Raw genomic sequence first — 24,125 nt, 5'->3', positions numbered from 1 at the left:
ATTCAACTTGCCGTAATTATGGTTAACGGCACGTTAAGACTTCCGGCTCAGGGCTGGGCCTCGTAGTAGTGCGCAACCTGGTCGATCTCCTCGGGCGTCATCCGTCGGGCGATGTTGCGCATCTGCTGGCTGATGTCGTTGCGGCGGGCCCCGGATGCAAAGGCCTCGAGCTGCGCCTTGATGTAGACCGCCGACTGGCCGCCGAGCCAGGGGCTTCCCGCCTTGTTGTCGATATCCCCGTGGCAGGAGCCGCAAGGCGGGATGTTGCGCATCGGGGCGCCCGTCACCACGACCGCCGGCGCGGCACGCCCGGTATCCAGATTGTCCGAAGGCACCCGCGGCAGATAGGCGTAATAGGCCGCAACATCCTTCATGTCCTGATCGCTCATCGCTGCCGCGAACGGGCCCATCACCACGCTGACCCGCGCGCCGGTCTTGAAGTCGTTGAGCTCCTTATACGTCACCGCGGCAAACTGCCCGGCGAGGTTCGGTGAATGGGCGTCGCTGACGCCCTGCGGGCCGTGGCAAATCGCGCAACGCTGCGCCAGCGTCGCGCCCCGCCCGATCGAGACCTGATCGACCTTGGTCAGCATCTCCGACGTCATGACGACATTGGAGGTCTTGAAATCCGGCTTGACGCCGGCCTCCTGCACGGCGGCACGCGGCACGCCGGCTGCGCTGCAGATCGCGTCCCAGACGCCTGCAAGCTTGAGGTTGGGTTGCGCCAGCGGCAACCAGATCAGGCCGGCGATGGCCGACAGCACGGCAATGGCGGCCGTGACGCCGACGCTGATGCCGAACCAAGGATTGCGCGGGGAGAACAGCGGCTGATCACTCATCGGCCTGCTCCGACATAGACCGCAGGCACGCTGGTCTCCTTCAGCGCCATCAGCTGCGCAATCGGGAAGCCATAGTTCACCACGGTGAGACCGACCATCAATGCGAGCCAGAGACCGAACGAGTTGAGCGCGACCGGAATCCGCGCCGGCATGTGCAGCGGCACCGCGAAACGGTAAGCACCCGCCTCGCCCCGCACGCCGAATTGGCCGCGGATCAGCACCAGCAGGAACAGCAGCCCCGACAGCAGCAGGATGAACCCACCGATCGCCGACATCGCAACCGAGAAGGCCTGCGGCGAGATCGCCGGGTTAGCGTAGTCATAAAATGCCATGCGGCGCGGCATGCCGAGAATACCGACATAGTGCCATGGGAAGGTGGTCACGATCATGCCGATGAACCACAGCCAGAGCTGCGTGCGCATCAGGCCGAAACTGTCCAGCGCCCGGCCGGTCAGATGCGGCCACAGATCATAGGCGATGGCAAAATACATGATCACGATGGCGCCACCGAAGATCAGGTGAAAATGGCCGGTGATCCACTGCGTGTTGTGCACGGCGGCATCGAGCTGATAGCTCATGTTGATCAGCCCGCCGGCGCCGCCGAAGCCGAGCATGACCAGCGACAGTGCCGTCGCCAGCATGATCGGATTGGACCATGGCAGCGCACCGATCCAGCCGAATGCGCCGCGGCCACCGCGCAGGCGGCTGGCGATCTCCGCCGACGCGCAAATCGTGAACACCGTGAGCAATGTCGGCAGCGCGACGAGGCCGGTGAACACCGAGTGCATGAACTTGAATCCCGCGCCGACCTGCGGGTCGGCAAACAGATGGTGCACGCCGATCGGCATCGCCACCACGACGAACAGGATGAACGAAATCCGCGCCATCGCGTCGCTAAAGAGCCGGCCGCCGATCGCGCGCGGGAAGATCGTGTAGTAGGCGATGTAGGTCGGGATCAGCCAGAAATAGACAATGGCGTGCAGGGTCCACGAGAAGAAGACGCGCGCCAGCCCCGCATCGATCTTCGACTTGAGTCCGAGCGCCACAGGCAGGATCTGGAACAGAATTTCCAGCGCCGCACCGACCGCGGTCCAGCCCCAGAGCAACGAGCCCGCGACATTGGCGTACATGGCGAGCGGCACCGGCTTGCCCGGGTTCTCGCGCTTCCAGATCGTGAAATTGGTCACCATCAACGTGACCCAGATCCATGAGCCGACCACGACCATGACGACGCCGATGTAATAGAAGGGATTGCCGACCATCGGCGGATAGAAGGTGTAGAGCACCGAGGCGAGCCCGAGCGACACCGGGATCATCGCGACAACGGCGCCGACGGCGACCAGGAAGAAGCCGGCCCAGGCCCAACGCCGTCCAATCAGCGCCTTCTCCAGCGAGGCTTCGGTGATCGCGTAGCCGAAGCCCATCGCGATCAGCGTCGGGAATACGTAGCCCATCGCCGAGCCGTGCGCGGTGACCGAGCGATAGTAGAACTCCGGGTTGAAATGCCAGGCATTCAACGGGCTGCGCACGAACATCTGCCAGGCGCCGAGCACCAGCGCGACGCCGAACACGATGAAGGCGAGCCAGAAATGCGCCGCTATCAGCCGTCTGTTAGTCAACACAGGTCAGCCTCCGCTTCGCCGCCGCCAGGTCGCGGAACGCGGCCTTGTCGATCACCTTGACCTTGCCCCACATGCCCTGGTGGCCGATGCCGCAGAATTCCTGGCATGGCATCACGTGATCGCCCGGTGCCTTGAAGCGCACCGGCAGCGCCGTGACATAGCCCGGCACCAGCATCGTGTTGACGTTGGTGCCCTCGATCAGGAATCCGTGGACGACATCGGCGCTGGTGGCGCGGAACGTGATCGGGGTCTCCGCCGGCACCACGACGCATTGCGGCGTGAAGGAATATTGCTGGCCGATGGCGCGCACGGTGACCGAGCCGTCGGCCTCCATTTCGCTGCCGAGATTGCTCTCGATGAATTCGCCGGACAGATGCAACGTCTTGGGATCGGCGGTTTCGACCCGGCCCTGCGGCATCGTCGCCTGATGAATGCCGATATAGGCCGCCATGCCGACCAGTAGGCCGACAATCACGATCGACAGCGTCGCCCAGCGCCGCTCGATCCGTGCGGCAACCGCTTCGCCGAGGCTATGGTCCGTCTCGGTCGCCATCAGGGAGCGCTCCGCGGCAGGAAGACGAGCAGATAGAACGCAAACCACAAGCCGACCACGATGGCCGTCGCAACGCCTGCGACCGCGACCGCGCCGCTCGGCCCCGCGCGAACGATGGTCTCGACGGCCTCGTCTTCCGAGACGGAGGTGGGCGGTTGCGGCGAAGATGAGTTGATCATGACCGCGTTCCCCTAGAGCGCGATGGGATCAGGTTGAATCGTCATCACGCCCTGGCTCCTTGTTTGAGCATGATCTCTTCGGAAAACCGCTTCGCACTTTTCCGGATCATGCTTTAGTTCAGCGTTGCCGCACGCAATTCGTTGGCCTGCCGCGCCGACACCGGCTCGCCGCGGTTGCCCCACGCCGTTCGAATGTAGGTCACGACAGCCGCGACCTCGTCGTCCGACAGCTTCTGCGCGAATGGCGGCATGCCGTGGGGCATCGGATTGCCTGATGTGCCCGGCGGATAGCCGCCATTGAGCACCATGCGGATGGGGTTGACGGCGGAAACCATCTGGATCGACTGGTTGCCGGCGAGTGGCGGATAGTCCGGCGGCATGCCCTGCCCGGTCGCGCCATGGCAGCTCGCGCATTCGCGGTCATAGATCGGCTTGCCGAAGGAGAGCAGCAGGCTGCTCTCGGCCGACGGCAGCGGCGTCGACGGCTTCTCAGGCGACCCGCGCTGCGCAAGGCCCTTCAGATAGACCGCCATCGCGCGCACATCGTCGTCGTTGAGATATTGCAGGCTATTGTAGACGACCTCGGCCATCGGCCCATACACGGCGCCCTTGGCGGAGACGCCCTTGCGCAGATAGTCGACGATCTCCTCGATCGTCCAATCGCCGAGGCCCGTCTCCTTGTTGGAGGTCAAGGAGGGCGCGTACCAGTTCTGCATCGGGATCAGGCCGCCCTCGAAGGCCTGCGATTGCGAGCTGCCGCCGAGCGCGTTGATCGGGGTATGGCACATGCCGCAATGGCCGAGCCCTTCGACCAGATAGGCGCCCCGGTTCCACTCGGCGGACTTGCCCGGATCCGGCTTGAACTCGCCTTCCCTGAAGAACAGCGTGCGCCAGCCGAGGATCAGCGAGCGGTTGTTGAACGGGAAGGTCAGCTCGTGCGGCTTGTTGAGCTGCCTGACCGGCGACACGGTGCGCAAATAGGCGTAGATCGCATCGCTGTCCTCGCGCGTCACCTGGGTGTAGGAGGCGAACGGCATCGCCGGATAGACAAGGCCGCCGTCGGGGAAGCGGCCATTGTGCATCATCCGGTAGAACTGATCCGACGTCCACGTGCCGATCCCGGTCTGCGGGTCGGGGGTGATGTTCGACGTGTAGAGCGTGCCGAACGGCGTCTTCATCGGAAGGCCGCCGGCGAAGGTCTTGCCTTCGCGCGCCGTGTGGCAGGCGATGCAATCGCCGGCGCGCGCAAGATACTCGCCCTTGGCGATGACGGCCGGATCGGCCGCCTTCTGCTGCGCGCGTGCCGCCACGGGCGCGAATGCGAGCATCAATCCGACCAGCAGTCCTGTCGAGATTCGCGACATCTGCACCATCCCTTCAGTGCGGTTCGCTGCCGCATTCCAGCGGCATCGGCAGGCTGCCTCGCGGCGCGAAGGACGGATCAGCCGGCGCCGGACGCGACGACAAATAGGCAGCCACGGCCTTCACGTCGTCCTCCGTCAGCAGGCCCGCGACGACCTGCATGCAATCGGGGGCGAGCGCGGTCCGCGTGCCGTAGCGCCAGCCGCCGAGTTGTCCGCTGATATAGGCCGCGCGCAGGCCAAGCAGGCCGGGAATGCCGGGCTCCATGCCGCCCAGTGCCGGACCATGACAGGCCGAACAGGGCGGAATGCCGTGCTGCGGATCGCCGTTCTTCACGATCGCTTCGCCGCGCGCCAGGATCTCCTTGCTGTCGACCGGCGGGACCGGCGGCGGAAATGCCGGCCGGAGCGACGCGAAATACTCGGCGATCTTCTTCAGGTAGTCGTCGGTCTGAAATTCCAGCAGGTAGTTCATCGGCGGATATTTCCGCCGGCCATCCCTGAACGCGATCAGCTGGTTGTAGAGGTAGCCGGCCGGCTTGCCGGCAAGGCGCGGAAAATAGACGTCGCTGGTGCCCTCGCCTTCGGCGCCGTGACAAGGCGCGCAGGCGAGGACGCGCGCGGCCATCGTATCGGGCGCACGCTCGGCCGTTTGCGATTGCGCCGCGCCGATCGGCCACACAGCCCAGGCAAGAAACCCAAGAAGCGGTATCAGGCGATGCGCCACAGTTCACCCCCAGTGACGACGATGCGCAACGGCTTGCGCATGGCGTAACAGGAGGCCACGAAATACACGACTGCGGCGCGTTGTACTTGATTCAGATCAATGATCTATTTGCGATAGACCTGTGCCGGATCGAACAGCCGCCCGGCGTCGACAAAGGACAGGCTGACATTGCCGCCCTCGTCCTTCACCGCGCGATAGAAGCAGGAACGCCGCCCGGTGTGGCAGGCAGCGCCGATCTGTTCGACCTTGATCCACACCGCGTCCTGATCGCAATCCATCCGGATCTCGATCACGCGCTGGGTCTGGCCCGAGCTCTCGCCCTTGCGCCACAGCGCATTGCGCGAGCGGCTGAAGTACCAGCCTTCGCCGGTCGCGATCGTCTTGCGCAGGGCTTCGTCGTTCATATGCGCGACCATCAGCACGTCGCCGGTCGCGGCATCGGTCGCGACGCAGGTCACAAGACCTGCCGCATCGAATTTGGGCTGGAAGGCCAGCCCTTCTTCGCGGTCGTGATCGTGGGTCGATGCGGACACGGAAACCCTCGCTTAAAGAAAATGCGAGGTTACCGGCTCGGTCCTCGCACCAGGGACAGGAAGCGCTGCTGCTCCGCCGGATTGTCGCGGAACATGCCGGTGAAGCGGCTGGTGAAGGTCGAGGCGCCATGCTTGGCGACGCCGCGCACCGACATGCAGGTATGCTCCGCCTCGATCAGCACGGCAACGCCACGGGGCTTCAGCACCTCGTCGATCGCGGCCGCGACCTGCGCGGTAAGATGCTCCTGGGTCTGTAGCCGGCGGGCGAAGATATCGGTCAGCCGCGCCAGCTTGGAGAGGCCCACGACGCGCTCCACCGGCGTGTAGGCGATATGCGCCTTGCCGTAGAACGGCATCATGTGATGCTCGCACTGCGACGTGAATTCGATATCGCGGACCAGGACGAAATCGTCGTAGCCGGCGGTCTCGCCGAAGGTGCGGTTCAGGACTTCGGCCGGGCACTGATGATAGCCCTGATAGAGCTCGTCATAGGCCTCGACGACGCGGCGCGGCGTGTCGAGCAGGCCCTCGCGGCCGGTGTTCTCGCCGATATAGGCGAGCAGCGTCTTGACGGCGTCCTCGGCCTCCGCCCGCGACGGGCGCGGCTGGTCGGCACGGACGGCCGCCGCCAGGAATTCTGCGGGGTCGAGCTCGCTGGCCTTCGCATCGGCCGGCTTGTTGGGGCGAATCGGTTTGATCAAGGCGTCCATGTCTTCTCCGTTCGACCGGCCAGGCATTTGCCGTTGGGCCGGATGTGTCACCGGGCAGACGGGGCGGTCGTCGAACCGCCGGGCGCCTGAGTCCCATCTTTGTAGCACCGCCGCCGCGCAAGTGGCCCGCGGTGGAAGCATAGCCGGGCTATGTTTCGGACGATGCCCTTCATATATAGGACGGTGAGACCCAGCCGCCAAGAGCGCCCGGCACCGCCGGAACCAGGCATCTGCCCCCATGCTGAACGACATTTATAACAAGCGGATCATTGAGTTGGCCGGCAATATTCCGCGCCTCGGACGGCTGGCCGAGCCGGACGCCAGTGCCACGGCCCACTCGAAATTGTGCGGTTCGACCGTGAAAGTCGACCTCAAGATGGACGGCCCGGTCGTGACGGACTTCGCCCATGACGTGAAGGCCTGCGCGCTCGGCCAGGCTTCCTCCTCGATCATGGCGAGCCATGTGGTGGGGTCGACCGCCGACGAACTGCGCGAATTGCGCGAGACCGTCCGCAAGATGCTGAAGGAAAATGGCCAGCCTCCGCAGGGCGGCAAATGGGCCGACATCGCGCTGCTCGAGCCGGTGCGCGACTACAAGGCCCGCCATGCCTCGACGCTACTGACCTTCGACGCCGTGGTCGATGCGATCGGCCAGATCGAGGCCAAGGCAAAGCAGCCGGCGTAAGCCCCACCGCCAGCCTGAACCTTACTGCCAACCTAGACTACTGCGAAGGCTGGACCGGCGCCGGCGCCGCGGTGCCGCCGGTCGGCACCACGGCCTCAGCAGTCTTGGTCGCCTTCGCCGCCTGCGGCAGCGCCTCACCTTCCATCGCGCTGCTCGCGAAGCGATCGCCGTTCTTCGGCTTCGCCTCGGCGACTGGAATTGCGTTGTCCTGCCGCGGCAGCACGTCGGCGACTGCATCCGTGGTGACGAGATTGGTCAGCCGCAATTCGGCCGCCGACAATTCGTGCAAATCTTCCCACGGCGGCACGCTGAGTGCGAGCGACAGCAGCTCACCTGCGCCACCCATATCGAAAGTGTATTTGGCAAGACGGCCGATATCGCGCTCGACGATCATCAGGTCCTGCGCGGTGTAGCTCGCCGCCTTGGCATCATCGGCGCGGTCGCCCATCCAGATCTGATGCACCCGGACATGCGCGGCCGGTGGCACATAGCGCGTCTTGCCCGACAACAGCAGGAACACGCACATCGACTCGCAATAGGCATCCGGCAGCACGCTGGCGCGATCGCCCTGCGCGGCCTGATTGACGACGCTGGTGCCGACCGTGGTCAGCGCGCCGAGGCCGCGGAAGCGGCGGCCGAGCGCGATCGCGTCGTTGACCGAGCCGCCGCTGGAGTCGAGCACGATGGTGGCGCCGTTGAGCTGGCGGCTGCGCGCGAACTCGTCGAATTCCTTGGGGCTGTCGGCCGTGATGATGCCGACCGCCGACACCCAGCCGCGGCAATTCGGCTGGCAGGCGATCCAGCTGAACTTCATCGGCAGCTTGCGTTCTTCGAGGGTCGAGCTGGTCTGCGTGGAGTTACCCGCCCATGCGGCGGTGCCGGAAACCGCGAAGCAAAGGGCAACGGCGCCGGTGAGCACCCAACTGCGCAACGAAAGCGAGTTCACGAGCCTCAATTTGGTTCCTTCCCCCAAGCCCTCGGTGGTGATGCGAGCGGTGGCAATGGCCCCATGGCAATGCGCCACGAATCTGTCATCGGCGCGTAATGGGAACGGTAGCTTTGCTGACCTGGACCGTCCATAGAGCCCGTGCTGCAGCGCCACCGGTGCTGTGCAATAGTGGCCAACTGTGGCGTAAATATCTGCAATTGAACAGTTCCTTCGCTTGGAACCCCCGCAAGATTACGTACATACTTGCGTATGTCACCGACCGATCATTCAACGACACACCATCGGCGATGCACGGAATGTGCCAGCACCATGCGCCGCATGCCGCGCAATTTCGGCCGCGCCTTGATCTGGATCTACCGGCACACGCTGTCGCCGCTGGTCGGCTATAACTGCCGGCATCTGCCGACCTGCTCGGTCTACGGCGATGAGGCGATCGAGCGCTTCGGACTCTGGGCCGGCGGGTGGATGACGTTGGCAAGATTGCTGCGCTGCCAGCCTTGGGGAACCTCCGGCATCGACAATGTCCCGCAGACGAGGCCGCTTGGGGCACACTGGTATCTGCCCTGGCGCTACGGTCGCTGGCGCGGCGTCAACGAGGGTTGACGCGGCGTCAACGACGCCTGATCAATTGCTGCGGCGCTTCCAAGCGCGGCGCGCATAGCTGTTCCGGCGGAACTGTGGCGATACCTGGCGTATTGTTTCGTTGCCCGCATGGGATCCCCTCGGGGAGGAAACAACAATGCGCTGGAAACTCAGCCACAACGGTCACGATCCCCGGCAGATCGATCTACTGGCCGTGCTTGCGCTGCTCGTCGTGATCGTTGCCGCCTGCGGTTACTTCACCCACAGTCCGAACAAGCCGAGCACGACGGCATTCATCGTGCCCAGCCAGAGCGTGAAGTGGTGACGGACCACACTCTAACGCCAAGAGCCGCTGGGCGGTGACGGCGCGCGAGGCTTGCGCGGGCGCGTCCTCTCCGGCTGCGTCGCGGACGAGGGCCCCGCCTCTGCCGCCGCGGTACGTTCGCTGGGCAATCTCACCGACAACAGCACGTTCGATTCATTCGGCCGCCAGCGGTAGCCGATGCCGAAATCGATCGGCCGGGCGCGCGCAAACAGCTCGGCATAAGACGGCTGATAGAGACCGGGAAATAGCCTTTCGATCGGACCAAGATAGCGACCGAACGGAAAGAAGCGCCATTTCCGCGGGTCGTATTGCGCCAGCGGGATCCCGGAATCGTCCTGGACGATGGTGGCACTGTTGGCGAGGATGAAGTTGCGCACCGCCGAGAAATCGCGGAGGTGCATGAGATAGGATGCACTCTTGATCAGGCTGTCACCGGGCGCGAGCGTTGCGCAGAACTTCAGGAAGCCGCTGGTCTTCAGGCCGGAATTGGAGAGATCGGTCGAGAAATAATACAGCATCTTCTCGACGCCGTCGGCGCCGGCAAATACGATGCGAGTGCCGCGCGCATTGCTCCGCGCCAACACGTCCACACCGACGTAGAGCGCTCCGTTGCCATCGAGCGTCACCGGCTTGACGTCGCGGATCGTCATGCCGGATCGCGCGAGAAACACATAGAGGATCGGCAACGTCCCGTTGACCTCGCTGACATCGAGATCAGCCTTCATCTGCCTGGTGTTGAAGAAAGAGAAATTCAGTAGGGACCACAGTGAACGCTCGATATTGTCAAGCGCGACCGCGACCGCCTCGGGCTGCAGCGCGGTCAGATCGGACACCCCGCCGGTCGGTTCCAGCCCACTGAGCACATAGGTCGTCGCCCTGAAATGGAATGCATTGGCATAGAGGAAGTCCGGGCCTGCGAACATGTAGAACATGGTCGACTTGGGCGCGGCGAGGTTGGCAGCGGACCAGTCGCGAACCTTCGACAATTGCTGCTGCTCGAGCTCGGCGAACGCAGCGTCAAAGAACTGGGCGTGGCGCTGCCAGGCAGGATCCGTCGTCATCGGCAGCAGCGGCGAACCGGCCGACGGCCGTAGTCCGGCGAGAAAGCGCGCGGTGTCATCCGCCGTGACGTCGGCGGCGCGCGCAGCCGGCGCAATTAGCACAAGCGCCAGTGCCAGCATCGCAACGGACAACGATATTTTCATTTCGTCTCCATTGCAGCCCGGTCTCCGGAGCGCACGCTGGCAACGAGTGATTTGGTGTTGGCTTATACCGCAGGTTGCTCTAAAATCCAGATCGAGCCATCACGAATTCGTCTGTTTCTGCTCGCGGCCGGCCTCGGCTGCACGCAAGACCTTCATTGCCCGGACATCGTTTTCGAATGCGCGACGCCATGTGCACGAAGAGCTTGATCGCGATTTGCCTGGTGACGTCCTGCATTCTGGTCGCCTCGCCAACATTGCGCGCCGAAGACGGTGAGGTCTCGACACGCTCTCCGCAGGCGTGCTGGGCCGCCACGGAGCTGGCCGCCCGGGACGGCGAGGACAACATCGTGAAGGAGAAGCTCGAGCCTCCGCTTCCCCAGTCTGCCACGGTGGACGCCACGGCGGCCGGACCGCGCACGCCCGGCACCGTTCGCAGCGTCCGCCTGCCACCCGGCAAAAGGCTGATCGCACTGACCTTCGACCTGTGCGAGGGCCCCAATGAGGTCGCAGGCTATCAGGGCAAGATCGTCGACATCCTGCGCGCACATTCGGTCAAGGCGACCTTCTTCATGGGCGGCAAATGGATGATGACGCACAAGGTTCGTGCCCAGCAACTGATCGCGGATGCCCGCTTCGAGATCGGCAATCATACCTGGGAGCACCGCAATCTGCGCCTGCTGTCCGGCCCGGCTGCGGCGGACGAGATCAGGAAGGCCGATCAGGCCTACGACGAACTGCGTCGAGAGCTTGAAGAGCGCAAATGCGCCGTTCCCGGGCGCGAAGCGATGACCGATCAGACCGCTCCGAAATCGATGCGCCTGTTCCGCTTCCCCTACGGGGCCTGCGATTCCGGAGCCCTTGCAACCGTCAGCCAGCAGGGCCTGGTGCCGATCCAGTGGGATGTGTCCTCAGACGATCCCGACTGGAGAGAGCGCCCGGATGCCATGGCGAAGAGAGTGCTGGATAACGTGCACCCGGGTTCGATCGTGCTGTTTCATGCGAACGGACGGGGCTGGTACACCGACGATGCGCTTCCGGACATCATTTCAAGCCTGAGGAAGCAAGGTTACGACTTCGTCACCGTGACGGAGTTGCTCAAGGCGGGCGAACCGGTGATCAGCTCGTCCTGCTATGACCAGAGTGTCGGCGACACCGACCAATATGACGAGCTGGCGCGCCAGATCGAGGCGCATTGAGCCTTCAGCGGCAGAAGACGAGCGAGCTATTGCGGCGAAACATCGCGCAGCACCGACTGCGCATATGCGCCGACGCCAGTTCCATCCTCGAAGAACCTTCCGACATTGACATCGCCGGCCTCGGACCCGGTGACCATCAAGGTCCCGCGTCCGGTCTTGACGATCGAGAGGTCGAACAGGCTGTTGCGGTAAGGCAGGATTACCAGCCGCTTTCCGGTTTCAGCCGAGCTCACGATGACCGAATTGTCGTTTGAGGTGCTGGCGATCCACGCGCCCGACGGCGAGTATCGCGCCGCAGTGACAAACGGCGACACGTGGTAGTTAATGTTCTTTGAGGCCCCGCTCGCAATGTCCCAGATCCTGACGTCTGCGGCTTGCGAGGAGGCCAGCAGTGACGCCTCGTCCGGGGAGAAATCAAGCGTGTTCACGTCGCCATGATGGCCGCTGTAGGAGCGAGATTGATTCTGATTGCGAAGATTGAAGATCTGGATCGGGCATTTGCCGACGCTGACGGCGAGCAATCGCTCGCTCCTGGAGAGCGCCGTGTGAATCTCCGAATCGCGGGAAGCGCAATCCTGATCGCTCGCGCTGGACGGCAGCTTTGCGCTGAGCGGAAGCACCGTGACCTGCGAGTTGTCGGACGGCGAACAGCTCCATTGTTCGCCTCCGCGCAACGGACATAGCAGGATGCTCGCGGTGTCCCCGTCCCTGACTTCGACCGCCAGCAGAGCGCCGGTCGCACCGATCGTCGCGCCCCGCCCCGACGGAACCGTGTCGCCCGGCAATGCGACCGTCCGCACCGCCCATTCGCCGTTGTCCGGCCTTGTCCAGATCGTGAGCATCGGCTCCACATTGCTCGCGACGATTTCGTTTGGCGTCCGCATCAGGACCTGGCCGAAGGTTCGTTGCGGCTGATTGCTTCCCGAGGGCGATCCCGGAGCTGGCTTTCCGGTCGCCAGCGGAAGCGCCTTCGGCATCTGCCCGACGGACTGTATGTAGACCGCGGCCTGGTCGCTGAACGCGACCTCGTCGCCGGTCGAACTGACGGCCACCGAATAGATGCTGCGAAAACGTTTGTTCTCCGCGGGAGGCAGCCGGTAGCTTAGCTCACGAAAACCGGCTCGATCGGTGAGTGGCGTCCACACCCGCGCGGTGTGGTCGAGCGACGACGTCACGAGCATGGTGGACGTGGGATCGAACCGAACCGTGCGAAGTGCGAGTGCGTTGTCGACCGTATCTCCCGGCTGATGCCGGCGACTCGATACCACGGTGTCCGCCGCGACCGTGCTGAGCAGGCGCCAGGAGCCGGTCTGATAGACCCGGACGGAGCCGTCGAAGTCTGCAGTCGCGAGCAGACTGCCGTCACGGCTCAGATCGATGTCCCAGATCGCGTTGTTGTGCTCAAGCGTAAAGGGCAAGGGCTTGGCGATCCGCGCCGATCCGTCGATCTCCCATATCGAGACCTTGGCATCGTTGCCCGCAGATACCAGCATCGGCCTGTCCGGCAGGAACCTGACCGCCTTCACGGCGCCCTCACTGCGCACATCCGGACAAAACGGCCGGCTCAGGTCGTCGAGGCGCAAGAGGCAAATGGCTCCGTCGCGGAGCCCGACCGCGATCATCTGTTTGGCACGATCGATATCGACCGCCCAGATATCCGCGCGCGGCCGGCTTTTCCTCAGATTGACGTTGGCCTTCAATGTCCATTGCAGCGGATCGCGGCGCGCGCCGCCGGACGGCTCCGGCAAGGATCGCTCCCAGATCGCGATGTTTCCCGCACGCGAGGACGTCACCAGCAACGCGCCGTCGATGGAGAAAGCGACCTTGAAGACGCTGTCGCTGCCATGCGGGTTGGCGCCATCGATCTGGAGCGCCTTGAACCGGCTCTCGGGGCGCGTCATGTCCAGCAGGATTACCGAGCCCTGGTTGAAGCCGATCGCCGCGACATCCCCGACAGGCGAAACGATGAGCGAGCGACCTTCCGCGCGGTCGCCGTTCGGGTCCCGCAGACCGAAATCGACCTCCCGCACCACGTTGCGCGCCGTGGCGATGGCCCATTGGTGCAGTATCCCCGCCTTGTCGATCGCCAGCACCGATTTGCCGTTGGATGCGAAATCGGCGGCGTGAATCTCCTCCTTGGCATTGAAGCGATAGAGTTCATTCACTTGCTGCAATTTGGCCCATACCGCCCCGAAATTGGCCAGCCCTTCATTCATCGCCTCCAGCGCCGATTCCACCTGGGATACGCGGGTCTGTTCGGCGTGGAGACCGGAGATGGTTATCAAATCATCCAGCCGCCGCGCCTGGAGGGCCTTCGAATTCGCAAAATAGATCGACACCATCGAAACGGTTGCGATCAGGCCAACGGCAAGGACGATCGAGGCCACCACGAACAACCACTGCTGCCGTCTTGAGGCGTCCAGCAGCGCGACGATGGACCTGAAGATCGCATCGGCCGTCGCCCTCCGCGCGCCGCTATCGGGTTGAGCCGGCCAATCAACGTTGGAGAGATAGCGCGCCGCCCAATCCGAACTCGGGCGGGCCTTGTCGAACCACGACTGGTACTGGTCGCGAGCGACCCATTTCAGGGCTATACCGGCGAACAGCCGGTCGAAGATCGATCGTTTCTCCGACCCGCCCTTCCAGTCCCGCGCCAGACGGGCGAGCGAAACGATGTTCTCGCCGGATCGCTTCTCGTCAGCCATCCATTCCGCCTGCAATGGCTGCCACAGACGCAGGATGCACTCATGCGTGACGTCGACCGTGTCGTCCCTGGCCAGATGAGGATCATAGCGAAGATAGGCTTCCTCGCGGGTGACGAACGCACGAACGACGGCGCGGGTATCCTCCTCCGACGCACCGATGATCTTTGCGAGCGTGCCAAGCTTTTGCGGCTGGCGGATATCGCGATTCCGGCTGTCGACCGCCGTCAGGGCACAGAACGTCAGCCTTGCCGCCGGCTTCAGGTGGCTCGGCAGCTTGGCGTAACGCTGCGTCAGCCGATCCGATAATGTCTGCCGCAACGCGAGCCGTCCCTCCCCCGAGGTCAGGTCGAGCTTCTCGGGAAGCCCGAAGACGCGGGTGAAGTCCGCAAGTCCGATGGTGACGTCCTTGCGGCCGTCAGCCGACGTCTTCGCTGCGTAGAGCAACCGCAACGCGTGCTGCATCAGCGGAAGCTTGTCGAGTTCATCCTCCAGGCAATTCAGCAGCCAGGTGGAGAGGTCCGGCAGGATCTGCCCGCCCCACAGCGTGATCGGGCCTTCGATCGCCTGCTGAATCTGGTAGCGGTCGAGCACCGGCGTAAGAAACTGGCTGTCGTTGATCAGGTGCGCCAGTCCGGGATAGCGCGAACACTTCTCCAGCTCGTCCGTGCGGATGGTGACGACGATGTAGATCTTGCCGTTTGCCGCGGCGGTCTTCAGCAATATCTCCACCAGGTTGACCGCCGCTTCGGAGTCCGATTGCGCATAGCGGAACAGCTCCTCGAACTGATCGACCAGGATCATGATCGGCCGGGTCCCGATCCCGGCCACGAGGTCCAGCACCGTGTTCAGGTCGCTGGTGCGACGCTGGGTGATGACATAGTCCTTGAGAAACTCCCGGATCTGCGCCGAGCGTTCCTCCGCCCTGCTCTCGGCATCCTTCTGCACTTCGCTGACGATCGCGTCGGCGATGCCGCGAAACAGATTGTCGACCGGGTGGTCGCCGGGATGCAGGTCGCAGAAGATCCAGTCCGATCCCTGTCCGGGCAGGAAGCCGGCCTCCAGATGGTTCATCAGCCCGGTGCGCGCCAACGACGACTTGCCACAACCGGAGGACCCCGTGATGCAAAGGAAATGGCTTTTCGAAAGCTTGACGATCATTTCGCTGATGTGATCGTCGCGACCGAAGAAGATATCGCTCTCGTCCTTCCGGAACGGCCGCAATCCCGGATAAGGCTCGAGACTGCTGGTGTCGCCCGGTTCCACGTTATCGCGCCTCGCGCTTTTCGACGACGACGCCGAGCTTCGCCAGGAAGTTCGAAATCTCGGCCGGGTCGACTTCGTCGGTCACCGTGATCACATGGACGTTCGGACCGCGCGGAAACGGCAGCGCGGTCGGCGGAGCGCCATTTCCCACCGCAAGTTCGAGCTGGCTGACGTTGAGCTCTCCGGTCGGACGCCGAATGAGCCTGAAATGCGCCTGCGTCCGCTTCTGTCCCTCGGCGCTCTTGCCGTAGGCGAAGATCAGGGCATTGTTGTCGGCGACCGCGTTCGTCAGCATCTGTCCGGTCAGATCGTAGTCGAGATGATCGACATTGACGTGGTCCGCCAGAGCGTCCGCGATCTTCTGCGCGAGCTCGCTGTCGGGCCGCGCCGCGTCGATCACGACAAATGGCAGCGCCGTGTTCCTTCCCTGCGATTTTGCCGCCCGTCGCTCGCCGGAGCGCCGCAGCGCGGCAAGGTCGTCGAGCTTCTTCATCAGATAGTCCTCGAACTCGACGAAGTTGCCGATCTGGCAATCCGTGATGCCCTTGAGAAAGGCGCAGTAAGGCGCCTCCAGATCGTCGACGTCAAAGCCGGCTGCCCGCCAGACGAACATGGGCTTGCCGGCCTGCCTCGCCAGGTCGTACTGGGCGCGCACCAGCCGCAGCTCAGATCCGGTTACGGGTTTTCCCGGACTGGCCCCGAGCAGTTGCACGTAAGCGTCGCATTGGGCGAGCGCACGCGAAAACGCGCTGGAGAACGTATCGTCGGCGCGAACGTCCAGTTCCGGATCGAATGCGCGAACGACGAGTTTCTTGCCCTCCATCGTGGTCGCCAGCCGCTGTGCTTCCGGTTTGACGTCGGCTGCCGGGGACGCAACGAACACCGCCACGCGGCTCTGAGCGGGCTGGTCGTTGGGTCGGACCTCCTGGCCATTGCCGGCCTGCGGCAGGGTCAGGACCCGCGCCTTGAGGCCTGCCACGACCTGCCCCAGCGCTTCGTCGTATTTGTCCCTGGTGGCGATATTGTCCGGGAACGGATAGCCGTATCGGACCGATTTCTGATTGTTGTCCGGGCCCCAAAACCTGACGAAGATGATGTCCTTGACCGCCTTTCGATGTTTCTTGATGCGGTCTTCCTCGTCGCTGAGCAGGATCGGCTCGATTTCCACCAGAAACAGCGGCTTTCCCAGATCGATCAGTCGGGCGAATTCGGCCTCGCACTCCTCGGAGCGGCTGAATTCCTCCGAGATAAACAGGATCGCGACGTCACAGGCGGTGATGGCCCTCTCGATCTCCACCCGGAAATTGTCCGACACATGGGTCATCTCGACATCGCGCAAGACCTCGAACCGCGAGCGCTCGGAGTGGCAGCCGAGGTCGTATTTGAGCTCTTCCATGATCCGGCCGAGCCGGCTGATGTTGAATCCGGGACGCGCCCTGGCATCGGCGTGAGAGTAGCTCACGAAGATCCTCAGCTTGCGCATTCCAGCCTCCGCCGGCCGGCACGCTGCCGCATTTTTCGGTTCCTGGAAACGATCGTCTCCTTCATCGCATTGCGTTCACTGCTCTCGCGGATCAGCCGCGCCGGTTCAAATCGACTTCTCGACGGAGACAACGCCCGCCGGTCCGCTCCGACAAATTTCAGAGCGGCCTGGCCACCCGGAATCCGTAATAGATGTTCGGCAATCGGTCGGCGTGACGGTAGGCCGAGCGGGCCTTGCTCGTGTTGGACGCCCACGAACCGCCGCGCAAGACGCGCTGCTCGCAACCACCATCGCGCTTGTCCGTCTTCACCGCCCTGCCGTCGGCCGGCGCGTTATCGTAGCTCCCGATGTAGCAATCCTCGACCCACTGCCAGACATTCCCGAGCATGTCGTAGAGACCGAACGCATTCGGTGGGTATGAGCCGGACGGCGCTGTAAAGATGTGACCGTCCGAGCATCCGACGAAAACCTCGTCGTAATCCCCTGTCCCCTTGAATTGTTTTGCCGCGCTCCGGTCCAGGACATTGGCGTGACCACAGACGTCAGCCGGTTTGCCGGCCCAATAGCGTGGGGCCTTGGTGCCGGCCCGGGCTGCATATTCCCATTCAGCCTCGGTCGGCAGCCGGTACGGCTTGCCCGTCTTCGTGCTCAGCCATGCGGCATATTTCTTTGCGTCACCGTAGGACACGCATACCGCCGGATCGCGATCAGTCTGTGCGAACCCCGGGGTGCGCCAGTTGATGCCGGACACGTCGATCTTGTGCACGTCCTCGCTGCTGAAACTGGCGCATTCTGCAGGGTGGTAGCCGGTTTCATTGACAAAGGCACCGAACTCGCCGCGCGTGACCGCGTATTGTCCGATCGCGAACGGCCTCTTGAACTCCACCTTGTGCTGAGGCTGCTCATCCCCGCCGTGTTCGTCGGGCAACTCGTCGTTCTTGTCCTGGCGATTGGCCGCGTCACTGCCTACCGACGTTTTGCTGTCTGGTTCCTTCGTTCCCATCAGGAAACTGCCACTGGGCAGCACGACCATGGTGGGACAGACCCAACACTCCTTCAGGGTCTCGGCCGCCTTTGCGGTGCCCGCCGAACCGTCAAAAGTAATGAAAAAGACAATCAATATGATGCAAAGAACAACATGCACGATCGTAACCCCTGACCGAGCAAACATCTTCGCCAGCAGTTTCGCATAGGGGTCAGTGCCCGTCAATCAAAGGTAGCAAATTGCGATCGTGATCATCGCAGCACCCGTGGCCCGGCCTGCCAACTCCGCCCGGCCGGCGATCGCGCGCGAACCTTCCGCCCGGTTCCGCAGGCATTGCGGTGTTGACGACCGGGCGATCGGCGGCGCTCGCCATTGTCTGCCTTCCGCTTGCACCTTAGGCTGCAGCCATTGAGACAAAGATTTTTTGGAGATGGGCATTGCAGGAAGGCTTGTACAAGCTCGAATTTCATACCGTTCACGGCACCGGCACCGGTGTGCTCTACGCGACCAGCGGCAAGCTGCGCGGCGGCAACTCGGCCTTTGCCTTCGTCGGCAACTACACCGACCGCGGTGACGGCATTCACGTCAAGGTCTCGACTCAGCGGCACAATCCCGATCCTGCCTTCCGGCCGCTGTTCGGGGCCGACATGATCACGCTGATGCTGAAGGGCACCGCGAACGGCGACATGGTCGATTTCGAGGGCGAGGCACTGCAACTGCCGGGCGTGAGCTTCAAGGCGTTCCTGACACGGATCGCCGATTGACTCACTCGGCGGCGGCAGCGCGCGCGGCCGGCCGCGGCCGCGTCATGACCACGACCGCAAGCGCCGCCGCTACGAAGGCCGTGGCGACGTAGCCCGCGCTGTGGAGCCATTCGCGCGCGAACAGCAACCCGCCGATCGCAGAGCCGATGGCCTGGCCGATATACAGCACCGAGGTATTGAGCGAGACCGACGCCGATGCGAGCGTCGGCGCCGCGCCGACCAGGCGCACCTGCTGCATCGAATTGGTCGACGCAAAGCCGAGGCCCCACACCGCCACCGAGGCGGCCATCAAGGCGTAGGCACCGGCGCTCAGGGCCCAGCCGGCAACGCCTGCGAGCAACAGCACGGTGAACAGCACCGACGTCTTCCAGGCGCCCCAGGAATCCACGATGCGAGTCGCGATCGCAATGCCGACGAACCCGAAGATGCCATAGAGCGCGAACACGATGCCGACGGCGTCCGCGTTGGCGCCGGTCAACTTGCCGAGCAGCGGCCCCATGAAGGTGAACACCACGAACTGGCCGGACATCTGCAACGTCGTGATCGACAGCAGCAGGATGACGGTCGGATTGCGGCCGAGATCGGCCCACGTCCTCAAGTCGACCGGCGCGCCATGCAATCCGCGGGGCAGCCGCCACCACAGCAGCAAAGAGCTCACGAGCCCGGTCAGCGCGATCGCGCCATAGGTCACGCGAAAGCCGTAGCGGCTTGCGATGAAGGTGATCAACGGCAGCCCGATCGCAGCGGCGAGCGACCAGCCGAGGAAGATATAGGCGATCGTGCTGCCGCGTTTCTCCACCGGCACGATCAGCGCCGCGGTGCCGGCCGCCTGTGGCGTGTAGAGGACACCGACCGCGAGCATCACCAGGCGGACGATCAACAGACTGGCGTAGTCCGGCGCGAAGGCCGATGCTGCGTTGGTCAGCGCCAGCACCAGCAGCGTCGCCGTCAGCAGCGCCCGCCGTTCGAACCGGCTGGTCAGCCACGCCGTCACCGGCGAGCCGACGCACAGCACGATGGCGCCGAAGGTGATCAGGAGACCCGCGGCGTGGATCGTGACGCCGAGCCCGTTCGACAACTCTGCCAGCATGCCGGCCGGCGCCAGTACCGAGCAGCCGGTGACGATATTGCCGAGCATCAATGCGGTGGGAGCGAAGCGTTTCACGCCGCGGTGATAGCAGACTCCGAAGTCAATGCAACTGCATCTAAATGCATGGCACGTGATCGGATGGCGCCGCTTGCGCTCACGGCGACGGCGATGCGGTCGGCACCGCGTTGACGCTCGGCGACACAGCGGCCGGCAGTGGGCTCGCCGGCTTCGGGCCGGCGCTTGTTGCCGGGCACGATGCCGATAGCTGGGTCCAGCCCTGCTCCAGCCCGGTCGTGTCGATATCGAATGTCGCGACGTCAGGCTTGAGATCGGCTTTGGGATCGGACTTGCCGTCCGATGACGGCGTGCTTTCGCCGATCTGCAGATGCGGGACCGCCAGCATCGCCTTGACGATGTCCGAGGTCACCGGGTCGCTCCAGATCTCGTATTTGCCGAACCGCGCTGGCAACCTGCCGAACGCGATCGCCCGGGTGGCGCCGGCCATCATCACCACCGTGCTCTTGCCGGCGGCGCCCTCGTCGAACTCGCGCACGAACATCAGCCGCCCGCGATCCTTGTTCTCGCAGAACAGGCGCCACTCCATCATGCGGAACGAGCTGCCGTCACCCTTCTTCTGCTGCGCGATCTTGCGGACATAGGGCCGGGTTTCCTTCTCCACCGCCCACAGCGTCTCCGGCAACGGCCGCGTATCGATTCCAAATCGATAGAGCTCCGGCCGCGTCAGCACATGCAGGCTCTCGAACTTCACGGTCCGGATCAGCTCGCTGAGCTCATGGCTGATTCCCATCGCCGCGAGGAACAGGTTGCGGTCGCGATCGGCACTGACCATCTCGCGCCGCCTGAAGTCGGCGATGACCTGCGGCGGCGGATGGCCGTGGACCACGAACATCAGCTTGGAGTTATGCACCGCGAGCACCGAGTCGGGCGCCACTTCGCGGTTGGTCGCGCCCAGGAACAGATAAGCGCAGGCCGAAACGCACATCGCGTTACGCGTGGTGAGATCGGCCCCGACCTCTCCCTTCGCAGCCTTGATCTTCAGGCAGGCGGCGTCGATCTGCGTGCCCGCGGAACAGGCGCCCACGCTGGTGCGGCCGACCCGGGCAATCGCCTTGTGTGCACGCAGGAACCGCGCGATCGCATAGGACTGCTCGACGTTTCCGCCCGGCGAATGAAGGTAGATCGGAAGCTGCGGGTCCTTGACGGCAAGCAGGAAGCTGCGAATCCGCGCCGCGGCATCCCGGTCGATCTCGCCTTCGATCGCGATCCAGCGATCGCAACCGGCGCCGCAGGCATTCGCCGGTCCCTTGGCGAGGTAGATGGTCAGCCTCTTCGCAAACCCGACCTTCTCGACCGGTGCTTCTTCCGCCCGCAAGATGCCCGGGATAACAAGCAACGCCACGAAAAGCAGGAGACGGGAAAACATGAACCTTGCGGAGCGCGATGGCGGGAAAGTGGACATTCGACGTTAAACGATGATCGGCAGCGTCGCAACGCTTGGTGCCGCCGGGTGCAGGCGAGCTTCTCTCGAATCAGTGCAGCCGAAGGCCCATTTTCTTGATATTGCCGGATTGCAGGCGTCAAATCCCCTGCTATACCGCTGCTTCCGCTTACCTGCGCTCGTTCGCAGGAGTGAGCTACAGGAGACATCGATGGCAGAAACGCCTAAATCCGAATCCGGATTCCAGTACAGCCTCTCTAACCTCAAACCCGCAGAACCCGTGAACAAGATCGCCCTCACCTTCCCTGATGGAGCGAGGCGCGATTTCCCGAGAGGGACCACCGGCCTCGACATCGCCAAAGGCATTTCGCCCTCGCTCGCCAAGCGCACCGTCGCCATGGCACTCGACGGCACGCTCGCCGACCTCAACGATCCGATCGAAGCCGACGCCAAGATCGAGTTGATCAATCGCGACGATCCCCGCGCGCTGGAACTGATCCGGCACGATGCCGCGCATGTGCTCGCCGAAGCCGTGCAGTCGCTGTGGCCGGGCACCCAGGTCACGATCGGCCCGGTGATCGAGAACGGCTTCTATTACGACTTCTTCCGCAATGAGCCGTTCACCCCGGAAGATTTTGCCGCCATCGAGAAGCGGATGCGCGAGATCGTTGCGCGCGACAAGCCGTTCACCAAGGAAGTCTGGGATCGCGAGAAGACCAAGCAGGTGTTCCGCGACAAGGGCGAGGCCTTCAAGGTCGAGCTGGTCGACGCGATTCCCGGCAACGAGCCGATCAAGATCTATTTCCAGGGCGACTGGTTCGATCTCTGCCGCGGCCCGCACATGACCTCGACCGGCAAGATCGGCAACGCCTTCAAGCTGATGAAGGTGGCCGGCGCCTATTGGCGCGGCGATTCCAACAATCCGATGCTGACCCGCATCTACGGCACCGCATTCGCCAAGCAGGAAGACCTCGACGCTTACCTCAAGCAGATCGAGGAAGCCGAGAAGCGCGACCACCGCAAGCTCGGTCGCGAGCTCGACCTGTTCCACTTCCAGGAAGAAGGCCCCGGCGTGGTGTTCTGGCACCCGAAGGGCTGGACCATCTTCCAGCAGCTGATCGCCTATATGCGGCGCCGGCTGCTCGGCGACTACAGTGAGGTCAATGCGCCGCAGATCCTCGACAAGGTGCTGTGGGAGACCTCGGGCCACTGGGACTGGTACCGCGAGAACATGTTCGCAGCGCAGTCCGCCGGCGACGAGGCCGAGGACAAGCGCTGGTTCGCGCTGAAGCCGATGAACTGCCCGGGCCATGTGCAGATCTTCAAGCACGGACTGAAGAGCTACCGCGACCTGCCGTTGCGGCTCGCCGAGTTCGGCGTCGTGCATCGCTACGAGCCGTCGGGCGCGATGCACGGCCTGATGCGGGTGCGTGGCTTCACCCAGGACGACGCCCATGTGTTCTGCACCGAACAGCAGCTCGCCGATGAGTGTCTCAAGATCAACGAGCTGATCCTGTCGACCTACGCCGATTTCGGCTTCGACGGCGAGCTCACGGTGAAACTCTCGACGCGGCCGGAGAAGCGGGTCGGCACCGACGAGATGTGGGATCACGCCGAGCGCGTGATGGCGACCGTGCTGTCGGAGATCAAGGCCAAGGGCAGCAACCGGATCCGGACCGAGATCAACCCGGGTGAAGGCGCGTTCTACGGGCCGAAGTTCGAGTACGTGCTGCGCGATGCCATCGGCCGCGACTGGCAGTGCGGCACGACCCAGGTCGACTTCAACCTGCCGGAACGCTTCGGCGCGTTCTACATCGACCACGACGGCTCGAAGAAGGCCCCAGTCATGGTGCACCGTGCGATCTGCGGTTCGATGGAGCGCTTCATCGGCATCCTGATCGAGCACTACGCCGGCAACTTCCCGCTCTGGCTGGCGCCGACCCAGCTCGTGGTCACGACCATCACCTCCGAAGGCGACGAGTACGCCAAGGTGGTGGCGGCGGCGGCGCGCCGCGCCGGGCTCCGCGTCGAGATCGACCTGCGCAACGAGAAGATCAACTACAAGGTCCGCGAGCACTCGCTGGCCAAGATCCCGGCGCTGCTCGTCGTCGGCAAGAAGGAAGCCGAGACGCATTCGGTCTCGGTCCGCCGCCTCGGCAGCGAGCGCCAGACCGTGATGCCGACCGATGAGGCGATCGCCGCGCTGGTCGATGAAGCCACGCCGCCGGACGTGAAGCGGGCGCGATCGGACGCCTGATCTTCACAATCGGTCTAAACTGGCTTTCGCAGGCTTGGTCGTGCCCCCATCTTGGGGGCACGACTCCACTTGAAGGACATTTCTGTGCCCGATGCCATTGAACTCCTGAAGACACGCCGCTCGATGAAACCGCGCGAGATGACCGGCCCCGGCCCGTCCGCGGCCGAGCTCGAGACCATCCTGACCATCGGCGCGCGCGTACCCGACCACGGCAAGCTGGCGCCCTGGCGCTTCATCGTATTCGAGGGTGAGGCCCGCGCCCGCGCCGGCGACGTGATTGCAAAGGTGTTTGCCCGCAAGAATCCCGGCGCGCCGGCCTCCGATATCGAGGTCGAGAAGAAGCGCCTGACCGATGCGCCGCTGGTGATCGGCGTGGTCTCCTTCACCAAGCCGCACCCGAAGGTGCCGCCGTGGGAGCAGGAACTGTCGGCCGGCGCGAGCGCCATGAACATCGTCACCGCGGCGACCGCGCTCGGCTATGGCGCCTGCTGGCTGACGGGCTGGTTCGCCTTCGACCGCGACGTGCTCGACGGTCTCGGCCTGAAACCGGACGAGAAGCTCGCCGGGCTCATTCACATCGGGACGCCCACCAAGCCGAGCGAGGACCGCCCGCGTCCGGCGCTGTCGGATATCGTGACGCGGTTCTGAAACCG

The 24,125-nt window shown here is 64.0% G+C and carries 22 protein-coding genes; 7 read left to right on the top strand and 15 right to left on the bottom strand.

Annotated elements, in window-relative coordinates; translation table 11 throughout:
• Positions 1 to 47 precede the first annotated feature (47 nt).
• The 8 genes from BraRD5C2_RS35795 to folE form a co-directional block, all read right to left on the bottom strand.
• Positions 48 to 839: a c-type cytochrome gene (locus BraRD5C2_RS35795; protein ID WP_223976514.1), complete on the bottom strand. Its 792-nt coding sequence runs from the start codon at positions 837 to 839 to the stop codon at positions 48 to 50.
• On the bottom strand, positions 836 to 2,461 hold the full coding sequence (locus BraRD5C2_RS35790; RefSeq protein ID WP_223976512.1) for a b(o/a)3-type cytochrome-c oxidase subunit 1: 1,626 nt from the start codon (positions 2,459 to 2,461) through the stop codon (positions 836 to 838). The genes BraRD5C2_RS35795 and BraRD5C2_RS35790 overlap by 4 nt, the downstream gene beginning before the upstream one ends.
• Positions 2,451 to 3,014 (bottom strand): cupredoxin domain-containing protein, encoded by a 564-nt coding sequence (locus BraRD5C2_RS35785; protein ID WP_223976510.1) that lies wholly within the window; start codon positions 3,012 to 3,014, stop codon positions 2,451 to 2,453. The genes BraRD5C2_RS35790 and BraRD5C2_RS35785 overlap by 11 nt, the downstream gene beginning before the upstream one ends.
• Positions 3,014 to 3,193, bottom strand: a complete 180-nt coding sequence (locus BraRD5C2_RS35780) for a hypothetical protein (RefSeq protein WP_223976508.1) — start codon at positions 3,191 to 3,193, stop codon at positions 3,014 to 3,016. The genes BraRD5C2_RS35785 and BraRD5C2_RS35780 overlap by 1 nt, the downstream gene beginning before the upstream one ends.
• Positions 3,194 to 3,306: 113 nt before the next feature.
• Positions 3,307 to 4,557 carry a c-type cytochrome gene (locus BraRD5C2_RS35775; protein WP_374708088.1) on the bottom strand — a complete coding sequence of 417 codons (1,251 nt, stop codon included), beginning with the start codon at positions 4,555 to 4,557 and terminating at the stop codon, positions 3,307 to 3,309.
• A gap of 13 nt (positions 4,558 to 4,570) precedes the next feature.
• Positions 4,571 to 5,182, bottom strand: coding sequence for a c-type cytochrome (locus BraRD5C2_RS35770; RefSeq protein ID WP_308444479.1), 612 nt, complete (start codon positions 5,180 to 5,182; stop codon positions 4,571 to 4,573).
• Between the two features lie 203 nt (positions 5,183 to 5,385).
• Positions 5,386 to 5,814: a phosphoribosyl-AMP cyclohydrolase gene (gene hisI, locus BraRD5C2_RS35765; RefSeq protein ID WP_223976505.1), complete on the bottom strand. Its 429-nt coding sequence runs from the start codon at positions 5,812 to 5,814 to the stop codon at positions 5,386 to 5,388.
• A gap of 29 nt (positions 5,815 to 5,843) precedes the next feature.
• A complete protein-coding gene (gene folE / locus BraRD5C2_RS35760; protein WP_223976503.1) occupies positions 5,844 to 6,524 on the bottom strand; it encodes a GTP cyclohydrolase I FolE in 681 nt (226 codons plus the stop codon).
• Between the two features lie 238 nt (positions 6,525 to 6,762).
• On the opposite strand from folE, the gene BraRD5C2_RS35755 reads away from it, so the two are divergent.
• Positions 6,763 to 7,209, top strand: a complete 447-nt coding sequence (locus tag BraRD5C2_RS35755; protein WP_029080129.1) for an iron-sulfur cluster assembly scaffold protein — start codon at positions 6,763 to 6,765, stop codon at positions 7,207 to 7,209.
• A gap of 37 nt (positions 7,210 to 7,246) precedes the next feature.
• Here BraRD5C2_RS35755 and BraRD5C2_RS35750 read toward each other — a convergent pair whose 3' ends face one another.
• Positions 7,247 to 8,164: a COG3904 family protein gene (locus BraRD5C2_RS35750; RefSeq protein WP_223976501.1), complete on the bottom strand. Its 918-nt coding sequence runs from the start codon at positions 8,162 to 8,164 to the stop codon at positions 7,247 to 7,249.
• A gap of 303 nt (positions 8,165 to 8,467) precedes the next feature.
• Between BraRD5C2_RS35750 and yidD the strand changes: the two genes are divergently transcribed.
• Positions 8,468 to 8,761, top strand: coding sequence for a membrane protein insertion efficiency factor YidD (yidD, locus tag BraRD5C2_RS35745; protein ID WP_223976499.1), 294 nt, complete (start codon positions 8,468 to 8,470; stop codon positions 8,759 to 8,761).
• Positions 8,762 to 8,897: 136 nt separating this feature from the next.
• Positions 8,898 to 9,065 (top strand): hypothetical protein, encoded by a 168-nt coding sequence (locus BraRD5C2_RS35740; RefSeq protein ID WP_223976497.1) that lies wholly within the window; start codon positions 8,898 to 8,900, stop codon positions 9,063 to 9,065.
• Between the two features lie 11 nt (positions 9,066 to 9,076).
• On the opposite strand, the gene BraRD5C2_RS35735 is transcribed toward BraRD5C2_RS35740, so the two are convergent.
• Positions 9,077 to 10,270 (bottom strand): hypothetical protein, encoded by a 1,194-nt coding sequence (locus tag BraRD5C2_RS35735; RefSeq protein ID WP_223976495.1) that lies wholly within the window; start codon positions 10,268 to 10,270, stop codon positions 9,077 to 9,079.
• Between the two features lie 176 nt (positions 10,271 to 10,446).
• Here BraRD5C2_RS35735 and BraRD5C2_RS35730 point away from each other — a divergent pair, with 176 nt between their 5' ends.
• Positions 10,447 to 11,466, top strand: a complete 1,020-nt coding sequence (locus BraRD5C2_RS35730; RefSeq protein WP_223976494.1) for a polysaccharide deacetylase family protein — start codon at positions 10,447 to 10,449, stop codon at positions 11,464 to 11,466.
• A gap of 26 nt (positions 11,467 to 11,492) precedes the next feature.
• On the opposite strand, the gene BraRD5C2_RS35725 is transcribed toward BraRD5C2_RS35730, so the two are convergent.
• The 3 genes from BraRD5C2_RS35725 to BraRD5C2_RS35715 all read right to left on the bottom strand — a co-directional run bounded on the left by BraRD5C2_RS35725 (position 11,493) and on the right by BraRD5C2_RS35715 (position 18,127).
• Positions 11,493 to 15,434, bottom strand: coding sequence for an AAA family ATPase (locus BraRD5C2_RS35725; protein ID WP_223976492.1), 3,942 nt, complete (start codon positions 15,432 to 15,434; stop codon positions 11,493 to 11,495).
• 1 nt (position 15,435) lies between these two features.
• Positions 15,436 to 16,917: a toll/interleukin-1 receptor domain-containing protein gene (locus BraRD5C2_RS35720; RefSeq protein WP_223976490.1), complete on the bottom strand. Its 1,482-nt coding sequence runs from the start codon at positions 16,915 to 16,917 to the stop codon at positions 15,436 to 15,438.
• Positions 16,918 to 17,074: 157 nt separating this feature from the next.
• Positions 17,075 to 18,127 (bottom strand): formylglycine-generating enzyme family protein, encoded by a 1,053-nt coding sequence (locus BraRD5C2_RS35715; RefSeq protein WP_223976488.1) that lies wholly within the window; start codon positions 18,125 to 18,127, stop codon positions 17,075 to 17,077.
• Between the two features lie 212 nt (positions 18,128 to 18,339).
• On the opposite strand from BraRD5C2_RS35715, the gene BraRD5C2_RS35710 reads away from it, so the two are divergent.
• Positions 18,340 to 18,666 (top strand): GrlR family regulatory protein, encoded by a 327-nt coding sequence (locus BraRD5C2_RS35710; protein WP_223976486.1) that lies wholly within the window; start codon positions 18,340 to 18,342, stop codon positions 18,664 to 18,666.
• A gap of 1 nt (position 18,667) precedes the next feature.
• Here BraRD5C2_RS35710 and BraRD5C2_RS35705 read toward each other — a convergent pair whose 3' ends face one another.
• Together BraRD5C2_RS35705 and BraRD5C2_RS35700 are read right to left on the bottom strand one after the other, a co-directional pair.
• The gene (locus BraRD5C2_RS35705) at positions 18,668 to 19,804 is read right to left on the bottom strand and encodes an MFS transporter (RefSeq protein WP_223976679.1); all 1,137 of its coding nucleotides are present in this window, start codon (positions 19,802 to 19,804) and stop codon (positions 18,668 to 18,670) included.
• Positions 19,805 to 19,910: 106 nt separating this feature from the next.
• Positions 19,911 to 21,200 carry a COG3904 family protein gene (locus BraRD5C2_RS35700; RefSeq protein WP_223976484.1) on the bottom strand — a complete coding sequence of 430 codons (1,290 nt, stop codon included), beginning with the start codon at positions 21,198 to 21,200 and terminating at the stop codon, positions 19,911 to 19,913.
• A gap of 226 nt (positions 21,201 to 21,426) precedes the next feature.
• Between BraRD5C2_RS35700 and thrS the strand changes: the two genes are divergently transcribed.
• Complete coding sequence (gene thrS, locus BraRD5C2_RS35695; protein WP_223976482.1) at positions 21,427 to 23,472, top strand: threonine--tRNA ligase; 2,046 nt, start codon at positions 21,427 to 21,429, stop codon at positions 23,470 to 23,472.
• An 84-nt stretch (positions 23,473 to 23,556) separates the two neighbouring features.
• Entirely contained in the window at positions 23,557 to 24,120 is a 564-nt protein-coding gene (locus tag BraRD5C2_RS35690) for a nitroreductase family protein (RefSeq protein ID WP_223976480.1), read from the top strand.
• Positions 24,121 to 24,125: the final 5 nt, after the last annotated feature.

The organism is Bradyrhizobium sp. RD5-C2 (genome assembly GCF_019972155.1).
GTDB lineage: Bacteria > Pseudomonadota > Alphaproteobacteria > Rhizobiales > Xanthobacteraceae > Bradyrhizobium.
Note: the sequence above shows the minus strand (reverse complement) of the source record. Positions and strands in the feature narration are given on the sequence as shown.

Excerpts from the sequence above, each read along its gene's own strand:
- BraRD5C2_RS35775 (WP_374708088.1), bottom strand. The coding sequence starts at position 4,557 with ATGTCGCGAATCTCGACAGGACTGCTGGTCGGATTGATGCTCGCATTC.
- BraRD5C2_RS35700 (WP_223976484.1), bottom strand. The coding sequence starts at position 21,200 with ATGTTTTCCCGTCTCCTGCTTTTCGTGGCGTTGCTTGTTATCCCGGGC.
- BraRD5C2_RS35795 (WP_223976514.1), bottom strand. The coding sequence starts at position 839 with ATGAGTGATCAGCCGCTGTTCTCCCCGCGCAATCCTTGGTTCGGCATC.
- thrS (WP_223976482.1), top strand. The coding sequence starts at position 21,427 with ATGGCAGAAACGCCTAAATCCGAATCCGGATTCCAGTACAGCCTCTCT.
- yidD (WP_223976499.1), top strand. The coding sequence starts at position 8,468 with ATGCGCCGCATGCCGCGCAATTTCGGCCGCGCCTTGATCTGGATCTAC.
- BraRD5C2_RS35735 (WP_223976495.1), bottom strand. The coding sequence starts at position 10,270 with ATGAAAATATCGTTGTCCGTTGCGATGCTGGCACTGGCGCTTGTGCTA.
- BraRD5C2_RS35785 (WP_223976510.1), bottom strand. The coding sequence starts at position 3,014 with ATGGCGACCGAGACGGACCATAGCCTCGGCGAAGCGGTTGCCGCACGG.
- BraRD5C2_RS35755 (WP_029080129.1), top strand. The coding sequence starts at position 6,763 with ATGCTGAACGACATTTATAACAAGCGGATCATTGAGTTGGCCGGCAAT.
- BraRD5C2_RS35730 (WP_223976494.1), top strand. The coding sequence starts at position 10,447 with ATGCGCGACGCCATGTGCACGAAGAGCTTGATCGCGATTTGCCTGGTG.
- BraRD5C2_RS35705 (WP_223976679.1), bottom strand. The coding sequence starts at position 19,804 with ATGCTCGGCAATATCGTCACCGGCTGCTCGGTACTGGCGCCGGCCGGC.
- folE (WP_223976503.1), bottom strand. The coding sequence starts at position 6,524 with ATGGACGCCTTGATCAAACCGATTCGCCCCAACAAGCCGGCCGATGCG.
- BraRD5C2_RS35740 (WP_223976497.1), top strand. The coding sequence starts at position 8,898 with ATGCGCTGGAAACTCAGCCACAACGGTCACGATCCCCGGCAGATCGAT.
- BraRD5C2_RS35770 (WP_308444479.1), bottom strand. The coding sequence starts at position 5,182 with ATGGCCGCGCGCGTCCTCGCCTGCGCGCCTTGTCACGGCGCCGAAGGC.
- BraRD5C2_RS35780 (WP_223976508.1), bottom strand. The coding sequence starts at position 3,193 with ATGATCAACTCATCTTCGCCGCAACCGCCCACCTCCGTCTCGGAAGAC.
- BraRD5C2_RS35720 (WP_223976490.1), bottom strand. The coding sequence starts at position 16,917 with ATGCGCAAGCTGAGGATCTTCGTGAGCTACTCTCACGCCGATGCCAGG.